This is a genomic window from Chromatocurvus halotolerans, from assembly GCF_004340525.1.
GTDB lineage: Bacteria > Pseudomonadota > Gammaproteobacteria > Pseudomonadales > Halieaceae > Chromatocurvus > Chromatocurvus halotolerans.
Window position 1 is genome coordinate 82,609 of the sequence record NZ_SLWX01000003.1, and the last position, 20,035, is coordinate 102,643.

A 20,035-nucleotide genomic window follows, 5' to 3' on the forward strand; every position below is an offset into this window, starting at 1 on the left:
AACAGGCGCCAAATCGTGAACCGAGGAAAAGTCATAATGTCGACGCTGCGCCATGGGCTTGTTGCCGTTTTGTGCTGTGTTTTTTCGGTCAATGCGAGCGCGCAGGTGACCGCACTGCTCGGCGGCCACCTGGTGGATGTAGAGAGCGGAGCGGTGCAGCACGACGCCGTTATCCTGCTGGATGGTGAGCGGATCAGCCGCGTGGGTTCACGCGCCGAGGTGGCTATCCCGGCGGGCGCGCGGCTGATCGACGTCTCCGGCAGGTGGCTCATACCCGGGCTGATGAACATGCATGTTCATCCCGGCCTGGTGCTGCCCGGGAAGCTGACTGCAGAGCTTGCGGATGAGACAGACGCGGCCCTCGCCCTGCGTATGGCAAGCGCCGTTCGCGGGATGCTGCAGGCGGGCATTACAACGATCCGCATACCCGGTGACAAACGGCATGCCGATCTGGCCCTTGACCGGTCCATTCGCAGGGGAGAGTCCACGGGTCCGAGGATCTACTCTGCAGGAGAGCCGGTGGTGATTACGGGTGGGCATCGCACCGAGGCGGGCGAAACCTACGCCGACGGACCCTATGAGCTGGTCAAGGCCGCGCGTCGACAGGTCAGTCTGGGCGCATCCTGGATCAAGATCCTGATCTCCGGTGGCATCGCGACGGAGGGAGGAGATATTGCCGATGCCCTGATGACACCAGAAGAAATCAACGCCGTGGTGGACGCGGCACATCGCTTTGGTGCGAGAGTGGCAGCGCATTCCGGCTCTTCTGCGGCAACCAGCGTCGCAGTTGATGCCGGTGTCGACAGCATAGAACATGGCTACGTTCTGGACAGGGATGTCCTGCGTAAAATGCAGGGTGCGGGCACCTGGCTGGTGCCTACGATTGTGGTCAGTCAGCCCGCGACAACTGCCTTCTTCGAGCGCATCGGTTCCCCCCCGTGGTACCTGCAGCGCCGTGAGTCCGTGGGTCGGCAGCACTGGGAGGCCCTGCGCATGGCGATAGAAGAGGGCGTCAATATTGCCCTCGGCACCGATGGACTCCCCCAGGAGCCCAGTGACGGCACGACGTGGATGGTGCGGGAGGCGGAATATTACGTTGAGGCGGGCATGACAGCCTTGCAGACGTTGCAGTCCGCGACTATCCAGACCGCCCGCATGCTTGATGCGGAGGATGAGATCGGTTCTATCAAACCAGGAAAATACGCGGATATTGTTGCCGTAGCCGCTAATCCCCTCGACGACATCAGTGCTCTGCGTACCCTCGATTTCGTGATGAAGGGCGGTGTCGTCTATCGGGATGATGCGCAATTGGCGCGTTCAGGCGGGGGGGTCAACGCGCTCTCCCGTTGAGGTATTTACCCGGAACCAGCCGGCAATGGAGTAGCGATCCCGCCGCGCGGGCAGCACCTCATGCGCAAACTCCTCGCTCAGAAAGACGACCAGCGTGCCCATTTCGGGCAGCACGGTTACCGGTTCGCCGTTTTCAGGATAGAGCACAAGTTCTCCGCCATCCTCTGGCTTCCAGCCTGGATTCAGGTAGGCAACCAGCGACAGGACCCGGTTTGCCTCGCCGCGAAAGGCATCCAGGTGGCGGCGGTAAAACGCCCCGGGTCGGTAGTGGGCGAAATGGCTCTCAAAGGAAAACAGGCCAAGCAGCAGTCTGCGGTTCAGCTCTCGCTGCAGCGCGGCGGCCCACAGCAGCCAGTGCCTTCCGGCGTCGGATTGGCCGTTTATCCAGCAGATCTCGTCCTGGCGTACGCTGCGTGTCAGACTGTGATCCTGCTGTCGACCGATGCCTGCCGGATAATACAGGCGGCTGTCCATGCCCATCAGGTGCTCGCGCAGTGCGAGCGAGTGCGTCGTCGGTAGCGCGCCTCTGCAAACGGCATAGCCATCGCGGCGCAGGGCGTCGGCGATGATAGCGTACAGCGGCTCTACACACTGCGGGTTCTCGGTCAGGGACGGCGACAACGCATTCTCCGGAATGCCAACAGGATGGGAGTATATCGGGGTCAGGTCCCATTGGGACCTGACCCCGTAAGGTACAATTACCGGATGATCGACAGCGCCCTACAGCTATTGCTCGACTTTGATGCCCGCGTACAGCGCGAGGCGTCGCAGTCTGCCGAGTTCCTGCACCGGCGTGACCGACGTTTTGCACTGACCTGCACCGAGCGCGACGTGCCAGTCGATGCGAGGGCCTGGCTCGATCACCTCGATCGTCTCAGCGGAGACGGGGCGCGCGCGTCCAGGGGTGTGCAGGTTGCCCGGCAGTGGCGACGGATTGCCGCGGGCTTTGGCATCGCCGGGGGCTTGTTCGGTGTTATTACCATGCTCGGACTGCTGGTCTATGAGGGGGGACAGCGCATCAACGTTACCGTCCTCATGGCGTTTGTTCTGCTCCAGCTGCTGCTTGCCTTGCTCACAACCCTGCAGGCGTCGCTCGGCTGGCAGCCCTGGCGGCCGCTGCTGGCACGATTCCAGAAGCAGCTGCCGACTCGCGTACTGCGGCAAATGCAGCCCTTGCTGATGGCCCGCGCGGCGCATCTCGGGGGGCTATGCTTTTCCGTTGCGGCACTGATCACGCTGCTGGTGGCCCTGGTGATTCAGGACCTCGCTTTCGGCTGGAGCACGACACTGAGTGCGGCTCCGACAGGCTTTACCAGACTGACAGCGTCGCTCGCCTGGCCCTGGCGTGGGCTGTGGCCGGCAGCTGTGCCCGACCTGTCGCTGGTGGAGGCAACGCGCTTTTATCGCACGGGAGCGGGAATGTCCGATGTTCCACCCTCGCGCTGGGGGGACTGGTGGCCATTCATCATGATGCTCTGGCTGACCTACGTCGTTCTGCCCCGTGGGATTCTGCTGGCGGTGGCGCAAGGCCATATTGTGCTGAGGGCACGGCGCGCGCTGCATGCCCATCCGGGATGGCGTGCGCTGCAGTACCGTATGGAAACGCCAACCCTCGACACCGGCAATGGTCACAACGATGCCGAGGACACGCCCGGTGAGTTCCACGGTGCGGCGCCGCGGCTGCTGCCACAGGCCAGTGTCGTGGTGTACTGGGGAGGCGTTGCGGCCGACAGCCTGCCCGCCGCCACCAGAGAGCGGGTAAGGCTCACCTGTTCTGCGGGTGGTCGGGCGACCCTGGAGTCCGACCGTCAGACCCTGCAGCAGATTGCTGACACACTGTCTGATAGTAATGGCAGGGACAATGACGTGCTGCTGGTCACGCGGGGCTGGGAGCCGCCTACCGGCGAGCTCCAGGATTTCCTGGAGGCGGCGCAGTCGCTATGGCCGTCGCGGGCCCGTCTGACGGTCGTTCCCGTTTCCCATGATTCTGCAGTGCCCGTTCCGAAACACCAGCTCACCCAGTGGTTGCGTCTTCAGGAGCGCTTTCCCGCTGGCTTTGTCAGCGTTGCCCTGATCGACCCCTTCCCTGCAAACGCCGCGGAAAGTGAACCCGATGCCTGAAGTTCCGGTTTTTGCTGTCGTCGGTCATCCCAACAAGGGCAAGTCCAGTGTGGTGGCTACGCTGTCCCAGAATGATGCTATCGCCATTGCACTGGAGCCGGGGACCACGCGCAAGCGACACCGCTATCCGTTATCGGTCGATGGTGAGGTACTGTATGTCCTTGAGGACACCCCGGGCTTCCAGCGTCCGCGCCGCGCCCTGGAGTGGCTGGAGGCGCACAGCGCCTCGGCAACGGACCGTGCCGAAACCGTCGCCGCGTTTGTCAGCGAGCACCGGGATGACGCGCGCTTTACTGACGAGTGCGAGCTGCTTGCGCCGCTGGTGGAGGGCGCCGGTATCATCTACGTGGTGGACGGGTCGGTTCCCTACAGTCCGGAGGACGAGATCGAGATGACGATCCTGCGCTGGACCGGGCGACCGAGCCTTGCGCTGATCAACAGCATTGGGCCTGATGACTACAGCGATGCCTGGAAGGCCGCTCTGGGGCAGTTTTTCCAGGTCGTGCGGCGTTTCGATGCGGTGCGCGCGCCGTTTGCCCAGCATCTCTCGCTGCTGCGCGCCTTCGGGCAGCTGGAGCCGGCGTGGGAAGCACCGCTCGAGCGCGCGGTGCGCTTCCTGTCAGAGCAGCGTCACTCGCGGCAGGTACAGGCTGCAAGGCTGATTGCTGATGCCCTGATAGACATGATGACCTACCGCGAACAAAGTACGCTCACGGAAACGCAGCTGGCGCAGGGCGAGGATGGTGTCGTGGAGGAGCGTCTGCGCCGGCGCTGGTATGAGCACCAGCGTCAGCGTGAGCAGGCGCTGCGCCGGGATATCGAGCAGCTCTACCAGCACCGGCACCTGCGGCGACAGGAAGCGGCGCTGGAGTGGCACAGCGATCACGATCTGTTCAGCGAGGACAGCCGTCGCGCCTGGGGCGTGAGCAGGCGCTATCTGGCGACCGCAGGCTTTGGTGCCGGCGCCATTGGCGGGGTGGGTCTCGATGCACTCACGCTGGGTTCATCCTTTGGCTTTGGCGCCCTGGCTGGCGGGATTGTCGGAGGCACCGGCGCCTATCTGTTCGGGGACCGTTTCACACTGCCTGCCATGCAGTGGGGACCCCTGCGGGACGGTCTGAAAACCGCAACCTTCGGCCCCGTGCAGGACAGCCAGTTCGGCTACGTTGTTCTGGGCCGCGCCGTCGATCACTGGTGGCATATCAGCCATCGCAATCATGCCGGGCGCGATCTGCTGGATCTGCCGCCGGCCAGCGATCACTGGCTGGAATCACTCGATGCCCGCAGCCGGCGCACGCTGCAGCGCGGGCTGGACAGCTGTCGCAGGAAAGGGCGTCTCGATGGCCGGCTGCGCGCAGACGTTGAAGCGGTGGTTACCGCGGCGCTCGCGATTTACGACAGACGGCAGAACGGGCAGGGCAGTACATAAACACCCGCGACATCGGAGTAAGGCTGCCACGCCCCGCGCGCGCCTGCCCGACCCCATCCTTTTACTGTAGGGTCAGGCGTTCACGATTCTCCGCATAGGTCCTGGCGTCCAGCGGCAGATAGCCGGTCAGGTGCAGCCAGCGGGGAGCGCTGGCGAAATAGCTGTCGAGAAATGCCTGGAGATCGGGTTTGCTGCGCAGCGCATCGCGATTCACGTACAGAAACAGCGGGCGGGACAGCGGCTGATAGCGGCCGCTGCTTGCCGTGTCGACAGAGGGATATACTGCTCCATCCCCGCTGTCGATAGGGATAACGCGCAGTGACTCCCAGTGTCGGTGATAAGCCCCGATGCCAAAAAAACCGAGGCTGTTGCTGTCCTCTGCGATTTTCGCCGCCAGCCACTCCTCGTCTTCGCTGGCGGCATAATCCCCGCGACTGGCCCGGGTCTCGCCGGTGATGACGGTCGTGAAGTAGTCGTAGGTTCCCGAGTCCCTGCCGCGGCCATACAGTGCCAGCGGGCGTTCCGGCCACTCCGGCCGCACCTGGTTCCAGTGTGTCACGGCGCCTTCTGCCGCCGGCTCCCAGATGCGCTTGAGTTCCTCGGTGCTCAGGTAATCCACCCAGTCGTTGTTGAAGTGTGTGACGATGGCCAGGGTGTCCACAGCTACCGGGAATTCCAGGTACTCAACGTCGGCATCGGCGCAGGCCTGCTGTTCCTCGGCATTGATCGCGCGGGAGGCATCTGCGATGTCGATGCTGCCTTCACAGAATTGCCGAAAACCCCCGGTGGTGCCGGCAAAGGCTACGCGGATATCCGCGTCGCGTCGCTCTCGCCGGAAGCGCCTCGCGGCCTCGAGCGTTACCGGGTAGACCGTGCTGGAACCACTCGCGACAATCGTGCGCTCTGTGACGGGGCGTTCGGGAGTCTCGCGATCACCGCTGCACCCTGCGGCCAGTAGAGCGAGGCCCATCCCGGCGATCCGCGCGATGAGGGTCCCGCTTTGACTGCCGTCTGGCAGGAACCCCGCGATCCGTTTCATTGCGGTTTTTTTTCCTTTCCAGTCTGCTCCCGGAGCGACCTGCAGAAATTGCGCAGACTGGCGAGCCTTGTTTCCACGGTATCGAAATAGTCGTCGAGGTGATCGATCATGTCATGCTGCTGGTTTTCCAGGCTAAGCTGTATCTGCTGATCCAGCTCCGCTACAGCCTCGCTCAACGCATCGACATGCTCGGTCTTGTCTTCAAGGTGCTTGTGTTTCACCGTCATTCTCCCTCAGGTGCCATGTCAGTCATTCTCTTCGCACGGCGATCTCAGAACAGCTCGATCACTGCCAGCGCCAGCAGTGGAATCACAAAGAACACGCCGAGAATGTAGGCGAGGACGAACAGTCGGTTTCGCTGCGCCAGGTCTGCCAGACCTTCCGCGATGACGATCGGCAGTGGGCGTAACCAGGGCAGTCCGTAAATGATCAGAATGGCGAGAATATTGAAGGACAGATGGATCAGCGCGATCTGCAGGGCCAGTACCGCGGTGGGTCCGCTGATTGCGGTGGCGGCGAGCAATGCAGTGACCGTGGTGCCAAGATTCGCACCGAGCGTGAACGGGTAGACCTGCCGCAGCGTGAACACCCCGGTGCCGGCAAGCGGAACGATCAGCGCGGTGGTGGTTGACGACGACTGTACGGCCACCGTAATGATGCCGCCCGAGAGCATGCCCGAGAGCGGTCCGCGGCCGACGGCAGAGTGCATTATCTCCTTGGCCCGCCCCACCATGACCCGGCGCAATACCTTGCCGATGGTCGTGACGGAAAACACGATCGCAGCAATGCCGATAACAATCAGCGCCACCCCGGACCAGAGCGTTGGTAGCCAGGACACGGCACCGGCAAGAACATCGTTGGCGGGTGACAGCAGCACTTTCATGAAGTTGACGTCTTTCATGCTCAGGTTGGCATCGCCCACCAGCAGGGCTGCGACAGCCTGGCTAGCTATCTCAAGAGGGTGAAACAACAGCTCCAGCGGCAGCAGAATACCGACGGCGAGCAGGTTGAAGCTGTCATGCACCGTGGCGGCGGAAAAGGCACGGCGGAACTCCTCACCGTTGCGAACGTGGCCGAGGCTGACAATGGTGCTGGTCAGCGAGGTGCCGATATTCGCGCCCATGGCCAGCGGGATTGCAATGCCCAGCGGCAGTCCACCGGCGACCATGCCGACAATAATCGATGTGACCGTACTTGAACTCTGGATGAGTGCCGTGGCAACCACCCCGACGATCAGTGCGATGACGGGGTTGGTGGCGAACGCAAACAGTTCCCGCGCATTGCCCCCGGTGGCAGTCTTGAAGCCGTCGCCGATGGCGCCGACAGCGGCGAGCAGCAAATACACGAGTGCAGCGACAATCAGCCATGATCGCCACTGCGTCTGTTTTGACTCTGTATAGGAGAGAATCTCTGCGTTTGCGGTCATAAACCCATACTGCCAGTGACGGATGCTGACGCGTAAAATGACACGACAGAATGCACGAGACATGTGACGGTTTCGTGACAATGGCCGCGCACCCCGACCGCATCATCGACTAGCCGGTTACTCCGAGACCGGCGGCGATGGCGTTGACGCTGAGCAGCAGCTGCGGCAGAAGTGCCTCCGCTTCGGCGTTCCTGCCCTCTCGCCGCAACTCGCGCCAGTGGGCGAGGAGCCCCACCTGGTGGCGATGCAGTGGCGCCAGGGCCTCGGTACGGCGGCGGATAATGCTGTGGATGCGCGGTCTTGCCTGCGCCAGGGGTGCACCATAGACCGTCTCGAGCATTGCCCCGGTGCGAGCGTACTCCTGTTCGATTTGCGCGAGAATGCGCGAGCCCTGCCCGGCGTCATCGACCAGCCCTGCGTATTCGCGCATCACCGGCAGCGATGCGGTCATCCACGCAGTGGCAATATTGCTGAGCAGGTAGTGCAGCGGTGGCCAGCGCGCCGACGTCTCTGCCTTCGCCTCGATGATGCGCGCCAGCTGTTCTGGCGCGTCCCGCTGCAGTGACGCGAGGGCGCTGCCGAGGCCATACCAGCCGGGCAGCACAAAGCGCGACTGGTTCCAGGCAAAGACCCAGGGGATGGCCCTGAGGTCAGCGAGGCTGCGCTGTCCCGTGCGGCGCGGGGGTCGCGAACCGATGCGGCTGGCCTCAAGGACATCAATGGGCGTGGCCTGGCCGAAAAAGGCAATAAAGCCCTCGGCCTCCAGCAGCCTCCGGTAGGCAGCGCGACTTTCCGCCGCCAGGCGGTCCATGATGGCGGGCAGGTCCTGCGGGTCGTTGCGCCCGAGGCGGTCGAACGCGGCCGCCGCAAATGCGCCGGCGCCGAGCAGTTCAAGGTGGTGAGACGCCGTGCCCTGATTGGCATACTTCTGCGAGATGGTCTCGCCCTGTTCCGTGACCCGCAGGTCGCCGCGCACCGTGTGTGGCGGCAGGGCACGGATAAAGCGATGGGTTGGCCCGGCGCCGCGGCCGATGGTGCCGCCGCGGCCGTGGAAGAAACGCACGCGCACACCGTGACGGTCGCCGATCTCCGCCAGCGCCCGCTGGGCGCGATACAGGGTCCACAGACTGGCGACGATACCGCCGTCCTTGCCCGAGTCGCTGTAGCCCACCATGACCTGCTGCTGTGGCTGCGTTTCCCCGTCCCTGCGCTGCCGGTATTGCAGACTTCGGGCTACCATCGGGTGACGAAGATAATCGTCGAGAATATCGGGTGCCCGCTCAAGATCGTCTATCGTCTCGAACAACGGCACCACCTCCAGCGGGCACACCATAACGCCGTCCAGGTCCTCCAGCAGGCCCGCGTCGCGCGCCAGCAGGTACACCGCGAGCAGGTCCTCGGCGCTGCGCGTCATGCTCACGATCAGCGCCCCGATGCCGTCCGGGCCGCACTCGCGCAGGTGCGTCGCCAGCACCTGCAGGGGGTCGAGCGCTGTCTGTGCCGCCCCGGAAGGAATACGGGCAGGGCTGGTGAAGGGCCGCGAGCTGCGCAGCTCTTTTTCCAGCAGCTGCCGCCTGCGCCCGGCTGACCAGTCGCCGTACGCGGCGCCGTCTTCGACACCGGCGTGGCAGAGCAGGGACCCCAGTGCGCTGTCGTGGACCGTGCTGTTCTGGCGGACGTCGAGGCGAGCGAGGTGAAAGCCGAATCTTCGCAGCCGGGTGCGCAGTGGCAGGATATCGCTGTCTACCAGCCGCGCTGCGCCGAGGCTGTGCAACGCCTGCTCAAGCGGGGCAAGGGCATTGTCCAGTTCGCCGGCACGCAGGAAGTCTCCCGGCGCTTTTTCTCCGCGCCGCGGCAGGCTTGCCCGCAACAGATTCACGTACTGACGGAACGGCTCCTCGGCATTGCGTTCCAGCGCTGGCGTCGCGCGCTCGCCGAGGACAAGCCTGCGTTCGGCAATGGCATCGCGCAGTGATGGCGGCGGTAGCTGGCCATTAAGAGAAATGCTCAGTCTGCTGGCGAGGTCCTCGAGGTCGCGGTCAAGCAGTGTCAGCGCGGCCTCCCGGTGATGCTGGAGCGTCTCCGCGGTGATGTCCCCGGTAACGCCAGGATGGCCGTCGCGATCACCACCTACCCAGCTGCCGAAGACCACCCGAGGCAGAGCGTCGACGCCGGCAGGGGCGGGTTCCTTCAGGCCCGCCGCTGTCCACGCCTGACGCAGCCGGGCGTCGAAAGCCATGGTCGCCTGAGGGAACACGCTCCCGAGAAAATGCATGATGAGCCGTCGCTCATCGGCCAGCCGCGGCTTCTCCAGATAGATTTCGCCGGTTCGCCACAGGCGCTCCAGACAGGCGTCGGTGTCGCGCGCCAGCGCCGCCTGCTCGGCCGGGGTCCACATGCTGTTTTCCCGCGCAACCAGCAGCTGGTACAGCCGGCGGTGGTGCTCGAGAACGGTCTGGCGCTTGGCTTCGGTGGGGTGGGCTGTCAGTACGGGCTCGATGCGCAGCGACGCGAGTATCTCTGCCATCGCGCGGCCGTCGAGTCCCGCGGCGAGCGCCTGCGTGAAGGCCTGCTCCCAGGCACCGGACTCGCCGGCTTTGGCGCCGCGCCGCTCGGTGGCGCGGCGGGTCTGCACCACCGCGTTTTCCTCGGCGAGGTTGAGCAATTGAAAGGCAATGGAAAAGGCCTGCAGGCAGTCCTCCGCGATGTCCGCAGGCAGCTCCGCTACCGGTACGTGGGGCTGCTCGCGCCACAGCGTTTGCCAGGGCAGGCAGTCGGCTACCCGCGGTTGACCGATGCTCGTCAACACCCGGGCCAGTGACTGCATCAGGAAGCGCAGGCTTTCCTCGCCGTAATCGTCTGGGGATGTCTTCACGGCTCGATCATTCATCCGGGGTTTTTCAGACCAGAGTAGCAGCTTTGCCGGCAGCGACCAGCTATAGAGACAGGAAGGGACCGTCCACGCAGCCGCGCCTGCCGTCGGGCGCCGCGCAGGCGCCGCAGATGCCGACGCCGCACTTGGTCAGGTAGTCGATGGCGCTGAAAATCTGGCTGTCGTCGCAGAATTCCCGCTGCACGGCGACGGCGGCGTGGACCATGGGCTCCGGGCCGCAGTTGTAGAACACCAGTGCCGCCAGCTCTTCCCGGGACATCCCAGCCAGGCGCTCGCGCAACAGCTCGGTCACGCGGCCATGGAAGCCCGCGCTGCCGTCGTCGGTCGACACGTGCACGGTGGCAATGTCCCGGCATTCCTCGAGAAAATACAGGCGCTCCGCGCTGCGTGCGCCGGTGAAGATCTCGGCGTTGCCGAAATCCCGCGCAATCTGGTAGACCGCCGCCAGGCCGGTGCCGCCGGCGACCGCCATGATACGGGCATCCTCCGGGGGCTCGACCGGTACACCATGGGGTCCGCGCACATAGGCTTCCGTCCCCGCGGGCAGGTCCATCAGGGCGTGGGTGAACTGGCCCACATCGATGGCCACCAGGGTGAACGGATCGTCGCTGAGCACGGAGAAAGGCTTCTCGCCAAGACCGGGTATCCACAGGAAGACAAACTCGCCTGCCTGCACGTTGACCCTGCGGTCGAAGGTGAGCAGGGCGATGTCCGTGCAGACGCGCTCATTGCGCACCAGGGTCACGGGCCTAAAGCGCATGTCGGTGTCGTACTGTACCTGCGATTCGGCGCTGTCGCGGCCGGATTCAAGGTCGCTTTCCAGCGTGCGGAAATAGGCGGCCATCTCCGGCGTGTCCATCCCGGTCAGCGCCGACCCCACGCCGACAATGCTGGCGCCGGCGGCGAGGCTTTCGCGCACGTCTTCCGCGCTGCTGATACCGCCGCAGCCGATGATCGGCAGATCGCTCACCGCGCGCACTTCGCGAATGCACTTGAGGGCGATGGGCAGTACGCCCTTGCCGGACATGCCGCCGGCACCATTGCTCAGCACGGGGTGGCCATGAGAGGAGGTGTAGCCGGGGCCGACGGTGTTGATGGCGCAGAAGCCGTCCGCGCCTGCCGCCTCGGCAGCGCGGGCAATGGCGGCGATATCCGGGGTATTCGGCGTCAGCTTGGGAATGACCGGGATGTCCACAGCGGCTTTTACCGCGCGCACGATCTCGGCCACCAGTTCCGGGTCCTGGCCCATCGCCATGCCGTAGCCCTGGGCGTGGGGACAGGACAGGTTGAGCTCCAGACCGTCGGACACCGGCGCCAGCAGCTTCGCCACGGCCACGAATTCCTCGACGCTGCCGCCAAAGATGGAGGTCAGCAGGAAGCGATTCTCAGGCACTTTCAATGCCCCGAGAACCTCCAGTGATGCCGCGGCACCGGGATTGGTGAGGCCCACCGCATTGACGAAGCAGCCCGGGGCGTACTGGCTGTAGACCGGCTCGCGGTTGCCCGTGCGCGGCTCCAGACCAATGCTCTTGGTGGTGATCACGCCGACCTGGGGCATATGGTCGAACACGTACTGGATGATCGGCCCTGCGGTGGTCACGACGCCCGAGGGAATAGTAAACAGCCCTGAAAGACGCTTGCCGAAGAAGTCAGTGCTTACATTCGCTTTCACAGCAGGCGCTCCACCGTGTGATAGACCGTGCGGCGCTTTTTACTGAGCCCCATTTTCTTGCGCGCGCCGGTTTTTGTCGACATGACCAGCCGGTAGGAAATATCGGTATGACGCATGGCAATGCCATGTACCAGCCCCGCCCACCACTCGGGGGGGTGTAGCGTGCAGTGGGCATTCTGCCCGTTGGGCAGGTTCTTGACGGCGGGAAAGCAGGCAACGTTGGCGAACACGAACCTGCGCGCGTAGCTGAACATTTCCTCGATGATCCAGGGCACGTCCGGCTCGGTGATGTGCTCGAGGACATCGGTGCTGATAACGCCGTCGTACTGCTGGTCCGGCAGTGTGCTGAAAGGCTCGTAGCCCGGGTCGTAGCAGCGAATGTCATCGACGCCCCAGTAGGACTGGATGCTGTCTGCCGTTAACTGTGGTGTGACGCGGATATCGCTCTGCTGGTAGGCGAGGCCCTTGCCGGCGCCATAATCGAGGATGCTGCGTGCGCCAGTGTGCGTGATCATCGCGCGGATGTCCGCCGCGTGGTTGATCAGCATTTTGCCGGGGAAGGTGTCCTTCCCCGACTTGCCGGCGGACTGTTCGCCCTCTTCGTGCATGGTTTCATACATGCGCACCATTTCCAGATACTCTGGACTGGGGTTGTCTCGGGTATACATCGGGGCCTCACGCGGTGCCATCACGGCGGGGTTGTTGTCCTTCCGGGCGGCGATGCTACCACCGTTGCCCGCGGCTTCACAGCGGTCCCGGCGGTGGCTTTCAGGTGCCACAGAAGGTCTGTTGCACCGCCTCTTCCGGGGCTGCGGGCGTCGCCAGCTCGAGGTCGCGGGCATCGAAGCTGAACGGCGCAACGAAACGCGCGGCGAAGCGGTTGAAGGGTGCGTGATCCCCGTTCTCGGCGGCATCAATGGCGCGCTGCACCAGGTGGTTGCGCGGAATGAACAGCGGATTACGGTGTCGCATGGCATCCCGCAGTGCGGCGGCATCATTTTTCTCACGGTCCAGTCGCGCCATCCAGCGCTCGCGCCAGTCGTCGAGATCCGCGGGCGCACGGTACAGCGGCTCCAGAGCCCGCGTTTCCGCATCCGGCGCGGGCAGCCCGCTCAAGTAGCGAAACGTCAGGGTGAAGTCAAGGCGGTGCTGCGCCATGATGTCGAACAGGTCCTCAACCAGCGTGGCGTCATCCTCGTCGATCGCAGACAGGCCAAGCTTGGCCGCCAGTCCTTTCGCATGGGCGTCGGAGAACAGTCCCGGGAAGGTCTCAATGGCTGCCCGCGCAAGCGCCACCGCGCGTTCCTTGTCGTCTGCAATGAGCGGCACCAGGGTCTCTGCCAGTCGCGCCAGGTTCCAGTGGGCGATGCCGGGCTGATTGCGGTAGGCGTAGCGACCGGCATAGTCGATGGAGCTGAACACGGCATCCGGTTGAAATCCTTCGATAAAGGCGCAGGGGCCATAGTCGACGGTTTCGCCGCAGAGCAGCATGTTGTCCGTATTCATGACGCCGTGGACAAAGCCCAGGTGCTGCCAGTGCGCGACCAGCGCCGCCTGGCGGGCAATCACTGCTTCCAGCATCGCCAGCGCGGGATTCTCGTGGTCGGCAACTTCCGGGTAGTGGCGCGCCAGGACATGATCGACCAGTGTCCGCAGTGCCTCCAGGTCCTCGCGCGCGGCGAAAAACTGGAAGGTCCCGATGCGGATATGGCTGCTGGCGACCCGGGCGAGAATGGCCCCGGGCTCTACCCGGTTACGGATGACCTTCTCGCCGGTGGTCACCGCGGCAAGGGCGCGGGTGCTGGGAACCCCCATCGCATGCATGGCCTCACTGACCAGATACTCGCGTACGACGGGCCCCAGCGGTGAGCGACCGTCGCCGGAGCGGGAGTAAGGGGTGCGTCCGGAGCCCTTGAGCTGTATGTCAAAACGCCTGCCCTCGCGGTCGAGAACCTCGCCGAGCAGCAGCGCGCGGCCGTCGCCCAGCTGCGGATTGAACTGTCCGAACTGATGTCCCGCATACACCGTGGCGATGGAGGCGGCGCCCTTGGGAACGGCGTTGCCAGCAAGAACCGCCACGCCCGCGTCCGAGGCCAGCCAGTCGGCATCGATGCCCAGCTGCTCGCACAGCGGGGCGTTGACCCGCAGCAGCTCGGGGCTGGCCACCGGCGTTGCGCTGACCGCGGCGTAAAGACGCGGCGGCAGGCGTGCATAGCTGTTATCGAAGGGGATGACGCTGTCGAGTGTGGGCATGCTGTCCTCTGGCGGTGGCAGATGGTCACCGCATTGCTGTTGGATTCCGTTAGCGGGCAGGGTTAACCTTAGCGGTCATGCGCGGTTATCGCCAATGCCGCCCCGACCGCCAGGTTACCGAGCTGCCATCGATCGAGTGCCATCGCCATGACTACCGCACAATCCTGGGATACGCTGATTCGAAATGCCACCGTCTTCGACGGCAGCGGTGCCCCGCCCCGGCAGCTGGACGTGGCCCTGCGGCGGGGGCGTATTGCCGCCAAGGGCAGTGCCCTGCCGGAAAACAACGCGGCCGAGATCGTCGATGCCAGCGGCAAGTGGCTGATGCCCGGGCTGCTGGATATCCATACTCATCTGGACCTCGAGGTAGATCTCGATCCGCGTCTTCCGGAGGTGGTGCGCCACGGCACCACCACGGTGCTGGTGGGCAACTGCAGCCTCGGCACCTGTTTCGGCCGCCAGGACGATAACGGCCAGGACCCCATCGTGGACTGCTTCACCCGCGTCGAGAATATTCCGAAGAGCGTGCTGCGCAAGTGCGTGGATGCCATTCACTGGGATAACACGGGCGATTACCTCGACCACCTTGATGCCCTGCCGCTGGGGCCAAACGTCGGCGTATTCGTTCCACACTCCATGCTGCGCATCGAGGTGATGGGCCTTGAGGACAGCATCAGCCGCGAACCGACGACGGAAGAACTCGAGCGTATGGCGATGCTGCTGGAGCGGGCCATGCAGCAGGGTTATGTCGGCATGAGTACCGATGGCCTGCCGTTTCACTACCTGGCAAACGCGCCACACAAGGACCAGCGCATTCCGACGCAGTTTGCGAGCTTCGGCGAACTGAAGCGCCTGCTCAAGGTGGTGCGTGAGCATAACCGGGTCTGGCAGACCACACCTATCCTCGAAAATCGCGTTACGGCGCTGCTGTATTTCACGCTGACCAGTGGACGCCTGTTCGGCCGCACCCTGAAAACCTCAGCACTGTCGGTTATGGAGTTCGTGCTGGCGCCTCGCGCCTCGCACGCTTTCCTTGGCTTTGCCCGTCTCATGAATAGCCGGTTCTTTCGTGGGCAGCTGCATTTCCAGGCGCTGGGCACAAATTTCCGGGTATGGTCCGACGGCATGGTCAGTCCGCTGTTCGAGGAACTCGATTCCACCTGCCAGCTGATCGCAAAGGAATACGATGATGTTGCCGGCCGCCGGGCGCTGCTGGATGACCCGGCATTTATCGAGGCCTTTCGACGCGAGTGGCATCACGGTCGCCGGGGGCGCAACCTGGCGCGTCTCAAGGCGTGGCTGGGCATGCCGGATCACCTGGTCATCCGCGATCTCGACCGGCTGAATTTCGACGGCGCCCCTGTGGCGGACTGGGACGGGGAGACCATGCAGCAGGTCTACGAGCGGGTGCTGCGTTTCCAGGCCGGCGAGCAGCAGGCTGCACGCTCGCAGGCCGAGCGTGATGCCCTAAGCCGATTCCCGGTACCGCTCAGGGACGACGCCGATTTCATGCTGCACTTGATGCGCGAGTACGACAAGGGTTTCCGCTTCTGGGCCGACATGAGCAATATCGGCAACGCTGCCACCATCGACTATCTACTGCACGAGCACGCGCTGCCTGGCTTCAACGACTCCGGTGCGCACATCACCAACATGGCGTTTTTCGATACCAACCTCATGTCGCTCAAGCTGGCCCAGCAGCAGGGATTGGAAACCGTCGGCCGCATGGTCCGGCGCCTGACGCGCGAGCCGGCGGAGTTCTTCGGCCTGGACGCGGGTACGCTGGACATCGGTGCGCAGGCAGACCTGGTCATTATCGACCCGGACGTCCTGCGCCACTGGGACTGTAACGACACACGAGAGTACGTCTACCGCGATCTCTTCGAGCACCACCAGATGGTCAATCGTCCGCCGGGTATTGTCGAGCATGTTTTCATTCGCGGTGAAGCGGTCTGGTGCCAGGGGGAGTTCGGCGATGCGCTGGGTGCCCGGCCTCTGGGCCGCGCGCTGCGCGCTGCTCACTAGATCAGCTGGTAGCGCTGCGAAAAATCGGCCAGCGGCGCGGGCCGATCAAAAAAATAACCCTGGAATACCGGGCAGCCGAGTTCTTGCAGCAGATCGCGCTGTGCAGCGGTTTCCACGCCCTCGGCGACCACGTCCATTTTCAGTGTCCGCGCCAGCGCAATGATGGCTTCGGTAATGCCGCGGTCGTTGTCGTCGATCAGCAGATCCCGCACAAAGTCCTGGTCGATCTTCACCTGGCCAATCGGCAGGCGCTTGAGATAGGCGAGCGATGAATAGCCGGTGCCGAAGTCGTCCAGCGACAGGCTCACCCCCAGCTCCAGCAGTGCCGTCATCCGCGCGCAGATGGTTTGCAGGTTCGCTGCCAGAGCACTCTCGGTGATTTCCAGTTTCAGTGCGGCCGGCCGCAGCGGGTACTCGGCCAGTACCGCCGCGACTTTCTCCACAAAGTCGGGTTTCTCGAAGTGTCTTGCGCTGATGTTGACCGAGATCGACAGGTCCCTCGTGCGTTTATTCTTAGCCCACAGTGACAGCTGCCTGGCCGCGAGACGCATGACTTCGTTCCCCAGATCCGCGATCAGGCCGCTTGCCTCGGCAATCTGAATGAACTCTCCCGGCAAAAGAAGCCCGCGCGAAGGATGCTGCCAGCGTATCAGCAGTTCGGTGCTGACCAGCCGGCCATTCGCGTCAACCTGCCCCTGGTAGAACGGCACCAGCTGATGTGTGTGGATGGCCTCGCGCAGGTCCACTTCAAGCCGGTGACGCTGCAGCAGAGCCGACTGCACCGCAGGATCAAAGAAAGCGAAGGTATTCTTGCCCGCCGATTTGGCCTGGTACATCGCAATATCCGACTGCTGCATGAGCTCGTCGACCGACAGTTCCTGGCCGATAAACAGCAGCGCCCCCATGCTGGCAGTCACCCTGTGCTCAAGCTGTTTCTGTCCGAAGGGCCTGGCGAGCGCAGACAGAATCTCTCCGGCGATACGCTCAACCTGTTCGGCGGCTTCCACCGGGTCCCGGGACAGGTCGCCGAGAACCACGACGAATTCGTCCCCGCCAAGTCTCGCCGCAAGATCGTTCTCCCCCAGGGTCTCCGTCAGCGTCTGCGCAACTCTCATCAGCAGATCGTCGCCCTGGCGGTGCCCCAGGGTTTCATTGATGAGCTTGAAGTTGTCCAGATCGAGGAACAGCAGGGCGCTATAAAGCCGGCCACGCTGTGAACCTGCCATGCGGTAACGCAGCTGGTCCTCGACCAGCCGCCGGTTAGGCAGTCCGGTCAGCGCATCGCGGAAGGATAGCTGCTCAATGCGGTCCTGGAAATGCTTTTGCTCGGTGATGTCGGTCTGCAGGGCCATGAAGCCTTCCAGTTGCCCGTCCCGGTCCAGGACCGGCGAGCAGGCGATGTGCGTCCAGTATTCACGACCTGTTTTGGCGTAGTTGATGATTTCGACCTGGAAGCCCTCGCCGGCCTGAAGCTGTCGGTGCATGTGGGCCACCGTATCCGGGTCCGACTTTTCACCCTGCAGGAGGTGACCGGGTTTATGGCCGCGCATCTCCGCCAGGGTGTAGCCACTAATGCGCTCGGTCCCACGGTTCACCCAGGTCAGAAGGCCGTTGGCGTCGGTAAAAATCACGCCGTGATGTGTGCGCGCGACAACCTGAGACAGATTTTCAAGTCGGGACTCTTTCGCCCGGAGCTCCGTGACGTCCTGCACCGTGGTCACCTTGAAACACCCGCCGTCCTCGGTAGTGACGCGTCCAGCGGTTACCAGTACATTTCGGATGCGTCCGTCCTTGTGCAGCACGCGCCACTCGCCGGGGCTTTCGTCACCGCCTGCCAGGTAGGTATCGTGCAGGCGGGCGGCGTATTCCCTGAGGTCCTCCGGGAGCACCTTGGTAAATAGTTCGCCCACCAGTTCCTCGCGCGGGTAGCCGTAGGTGCGGCAGTAGGCATCGTTCACGAGAACAAAGCGACGGTCGGAGCCGGTGACACAGATTCCGATCTCCGCCGAGTTGTAGATGCCCTGCAAAAAGGCGAGCTCTTTGCCGGCTGGTAATTCCTGCTGTCGAGACACGCCAGCTTCCTCTAACGCCACCCGGTGAATGCACAGGCTATTGTGTTGATGCGTTGTTGCTGGCCGGGATACGGCCAATGTGACTCAACCCTATACTTGTCAGGTGCGGCTGCACTACACAGACGAGCCACCGAACTTCCACACAATCTGGACGAAAACACGACAGACTGGCGGTTGTTCTGGAGGGAAGTTGCGCAGGATATACACATTTGTCATTTCCGGTTAGAGTCAACGGTTAACAACACCACTTCGACCAACGCTACCTCCTGACGCGGGCCCAACAATGCCACAGAGCAAGTCAGTTCTTCCCGTCTACGACTTTTCGCTGTCACTGAACGACGCCTATCGCGAGAAAATTCTGCCGTTGTTCACGCAGCACAGGATCGCTGCCAACCCCATCAATTATGCGCTGCTTTACGACTACGTCGCCGACCAGAACCCGGAATTAAAAAAGGCCATTGATGCCCTGCTGGCCGAGAAGAAGACACTGGAGATGAAGGAGAGCCAGGAGCTCTACGCCTCTTTTGTCTGCAGTGCTTCGCTGGAGTCGTTTGAAACCATCCAGGAAAAGATTCATCAGGTCCTCAATCGTGCCTCGGATGCGGTTGACAGGACCTTCAGCCAGGCAGAGCAGGCCGGCGATGGCTTTGAACAGAAAACCACGCTTCTCGAGAACACCTCCGACGTTGCCAATCACCAGGCAATCATCCTCGACATCATCCGTGAGACCCGCGCACTCGCCGCGACGACCCAGGCGATGCAGGCCGAACTGACCCGCGCAAATGCGGAAATGGAAGAGCTCCGAGGCGAGCTGATCAGCGTGCGTAAAGTCGCCACAACAGATGGCCTCACCGGTCTGCTCAACCGCCACGCTTTCCAGGACGTAATGGACGACATTATCGATCACGAGGGAGGGGGGGCTGTGACGCTGGCAATCCTCGATATCGATTTTTTCAAGCAGGTCAACGATACCTGGGGGCATCCCATGGGGGACAGCGTCATAAAATACGTGGCGTCCCTGGTAAAGAAACATGTCGCTGACCATCATCACGTTGCGCGCTATGGCGGTGAAGAGCTGGTCATCGTCATGCCCGACACAGACAAGAGGACGGCATGGGACATTTCGGAAAACATTCGATGCGAAATGGAAAAGGTCCGCCTCAAGCGCAAATCCGACGATCAGTCGCTGGGTGAAATCACCGTGTCGATCGGCCTGACGGAAAAGCGCGACGACGACTCTGTGGACAGCTTTATCAGTCGCGCCGATTCAGCCCTGTACAGGGCCAAGCAGCTTGGGCGCAATCGGATAGAGGAGGGATAGTCGCGTGAAGATACTGCAGCCCTCCGCACAGTCTCCGGGAGCACTCGTCCTGCTCTGCGTCTGCATGCTAGTGACGGGATGCACCACCACCAGGAATGTCATCATCGACCAGAAAGGTGTTGACATGAACCGCTACCGCCAGGATCTGGCGGAGTGCAAGGAGTATGCGCGAGAGGTGCGCAAGGGTGAAATGGTTGCGCGCGGCGCCGGCTCCGGCGCCGCGGTGGGTGGGGCCATCGGCGCCATCGTGGGCGACAGCACCGACAGCGCCGTCCGCGGTGCCGGCGTGGGTGCGGTTTCCGGTGGCGCTCGCGGCATGTCGGCAGGCGAGCGCGAGGAAATGCAGGTCATCAAGCGCTGTCTGAGAGGGCGCGGCTACCGCGTTCTGAACTGATAGCCGCCCTGACTGCGGCGTTTCCGACCTCCGTCGGGTA

General features: G+C 63.3%; 15 protein-coding genes. 6 read left to right on the forward strand and 9 right to left on the reverse strand.

Features of this window, described 5'->3' with window-relative positions; genetic code table 11:
- Positions 1-36: 36 nt before the first annotated feature.
- Positions 37-1,350, forward strand: a complete 1,314-nt coding sequence (locus EV688_RS04265) for an amidohydrolase family protein (RefSeq protein ID WP_117317424.1) — start codon at positions 37-39, stop codon at positions 1,348-1,350.
- Here EV688_RS04265 and EV688_RS04270 read toward each other — a convergent pair.
- Positions 1,318-1,971, reverse strand: coding sequence for a 2OG-Fe(II) oxygenase (locus EV688_RS04270; protein ID WP_240624339.1), 654 nt, complete (start codon positions 1,969-1,971; stop codon positions 1,318-1,320). The genes EV688_RS04265 and EV688_RS04270 overlap by 33 nt on opposite strands.
- Before the next feature lie 84 nt (positions 1,972-2,055).
- Between EV688_RS04270 and EV688_RS04275 the strand changes: the two genes are divergently transcribed.
- Positions 2,056-3,471, forward strand: coding sequence for a DUF2868 domain-containing protein (locus EV688_RS04275; protein WP_117317420.1), 1,416 nt, complete (start codon positions 2,056-2,058; stop codon positions 3,469-3,471).
- Positions 3,464-4,900: a GTPase/DUF3482 domain-containing protein gene (locus tag EV688_RS04280; protein ID WP_117317418.1), complete on the forward strand. Its 1,437-nt coding sequence runs from the start codon at positions 3,464-3,466 to the stop codon at positions 4,898-4,900. The genes EV688_RS04275 and EV688_RS04280 overlap by 8 nt, the downstream gene beginning before the upstream one ends.
- A gap of 61 nt (positions 4,901-4,961) precedes the next feature.
- Here the strand turns inward: EV688_RS04280 and EV688_RS04285 are convergent, their stop codons facing one another.
- From EV688_RS04285 to EV688_RS04315, 7 genes are all read right to left on the reverse strand, one after another.
- On the reverse strand, positions 4,962-5,939 hold the full coding sequence (locus tag EV688_RS04285) for a PstS family phosphate ABC transporter substrate-binding protein (protein ID WP_117317416.1): 978 nt from the start codon (positions 5,937-5,939) through the stop codon (positions 4,962-4,964).
- Positions 5,936-6,160 carry a hypothetical protein gene (locus EV688_RS04290; RefSeq protein ID WP_131917551.1) on the reverse strand — a complete coding sequence of 75 codons (225 nt, stop codon included), beginning with the start codon at positions 6,158-6,160 and terminating at the stop codon, positions 5,936-5,938. Before EV688_RS04290 ends, EV688_RS04285 begins: the two co-directional genes overlap by 4 nt.
- A gap of 50 nt (positions 6,161-6,210) precedes the next feature.
- Entirely contained in the window at positions 6,211-7,365 is a 1,155-nt protein-coding gene (locus tag EV688_RS04295; RefSeq protein ID WP_117317412.1) for a Na/Pi cotransporter family protein, read from the reverse strand.
- A gap of 109 nt (positions 7,366-7,474) precedes the next feature.
- Positions 7,475-10,240: a phosphoenolpyruvate carboxylase gene (locus EV688_RS04300; RefSeq protein WP_205686613.1), complete on the reverse strand. Its 2,766-nt coding sequence runs from the start codon at positions 10,238-10,240 to the stop codon at positions 7,475-7,477.
- Positions 10,241-10,301: 61 nt separating this feature from the next.
- Positions 10,302-11,930: a tRNA-dihydrouridine synthase gene (locus EV688_RS04305; RefSeq protein WP_117317408.1), complete on the reverse strand. Its 1,629-nt coding sequence runs from the start codon at positions 11,928-11,930 to the stop codon at positions 10,302-10,304.
- Positions 11,927-12,709, reverse strand: a complete 783-nt coding sequence (locus EV688_RS04310) for a class I SAM-dependent methyltransferase (protein ID WP_205686612.1) — start codon at positions 12,707-12,709, stop codon at positions 11,927-11,929. The genes EV688_RS04305 and EV688_RS04310 overlap by 4 nt, the downstream gene beginning before the upstream one ends.
- Positions 12,699-14,183 (reverse strand): protein adenylyltransferase SelO, encoded by a 1,485-nt coding sequence (locus EV688_RS04315; protein ID WP_117317406.1) that lies wholly within the window; start codon positions 14,181-14,183, stop codon positions 12,699-12,701. Before EV688_RS04315 ends, EV688_RS04310 begins: the two co-directional genes overlap by 11 nt.
- A gap of 147 nt (positions 14,184-14,330) precedes the next feature.
- Here EV688_RS04315 and EV688_RS04320 point away from each other — a divergent pair, with 147 nt between their 5' ends.
- Positions 14,331-16,208: an N-acyl-D-amino-acid deacylase family protein gene (locus EV688_RS04320; protein ID WP_117317403.1), complete on the forward strand. Its 1,878-nt coding sequence runs from the start codon at positions 14,331-14,333 to the stop codon at positions 16,206-16,208.
- On the opposite strand, the gene EV688_RS04325 is transcribed toward EV688_RS04320, so the two are convergent.
- Complete coding sequence (locus tag EV688_RS04325; RefSeq protein WP_162883890.1) at positions 16,205-18,280, reverse strand: putative bifunctional diguanylate cyclase/phosphodiesterase; 2,076 nt, start codon at positions 18,278-18,280, stop codon at positions 16,205-16,207. The genes EV688_RS04320 and EV688_RS04325 overlap by 4 nt on opposite strands.
- 283 nt (positions 18,281-18,563) lie before the next feature.
- Between EV688_RS04325 and EV688_RS04330 the strand changes: the two genes are divergently transcribed.
- Together EV688_RS04330 and EV688_RS04335 are read left to right on the forward strand one after the other, a co-directional pair.
- A complete protein-coding gene (locus EV688_RS04330) occupies positions 18,564-19,601 on the forward strand; it encodes a GGDEF domain-containing protein (RefSeq protein ID WP_117317400.1) in 1,038 nt (345 codons plus the stop codon).
- Positions 19,602-19,605: 4 nt separating this feature from the next.
- Positions 19,606-19,995 (forward strand): glycine zipper domain-containing protein, encoded by a 390-nt coding sequence (locus tag EV688_RS04335; protein ID WP_240624338.1) that lies wholly within the window; start codon positions 19,606-19,608, stop codon positions 19,993-19,995.
- Positions 19,996-20,035: the final 40 nt, after the last annotated feature.

Coding starts and splice junctions, on each gene's coding strand:
- EV688_RS04275 (WP_117317420.1), top strand. CDS start 2,056: ATGATCGACAGCGCCCTACAGCTATTGCTCGACTTTGATGCCCGCGTA.
- EV688_RS04330 (WP_117317400.1), top strand. CDS start 18,564: ATGCCACAGAGCAAGTCAGTTCTTCCCGTCTACGACTTTTCGCTGTCA.
- EV688_RS04285 (WP_117317416.1), bottom strand. CDS start 5,939: ATGAAACGGATCGCGGGGTTCCTGCCAGACGGCAGTCAAAGCGGGACC.
- EV688_RS04315 (WP_117317406.1), bottom strand. CDS start 14,183: ATGCCCACACTCGACAGCGTCATCCCCTTCGATAACAGCTATGCACGC.
- EV688_RS04265 (WP_117317424.1), top strand. CDS start 37: ATGTCGACGCTGCGCCATGGGCTTGTTGCCGTTTTGTGCTGTGTTTTT.
- EV688_RS04280 (WP_117317418.1), top strand. CDS start 3,464: ATGCCTGAAGTTCCGGTTTTTGCTGTCGTCGGTCATCCCAACAAGGGC.
- EV688_RS04295 (WP_117317412.1), bottom strand. CDS start 7,365: ATGACCGCAAACGCAGAGATTCTCTCCTATACAGAGTCAAAACAGACG.
- EV688_RS04320 (WP_117317403.1), top strand. CDS start 14,331: ATGACTACCGCACAATCCTGGGATACGCTGATTCGAAATGCCACCGTC.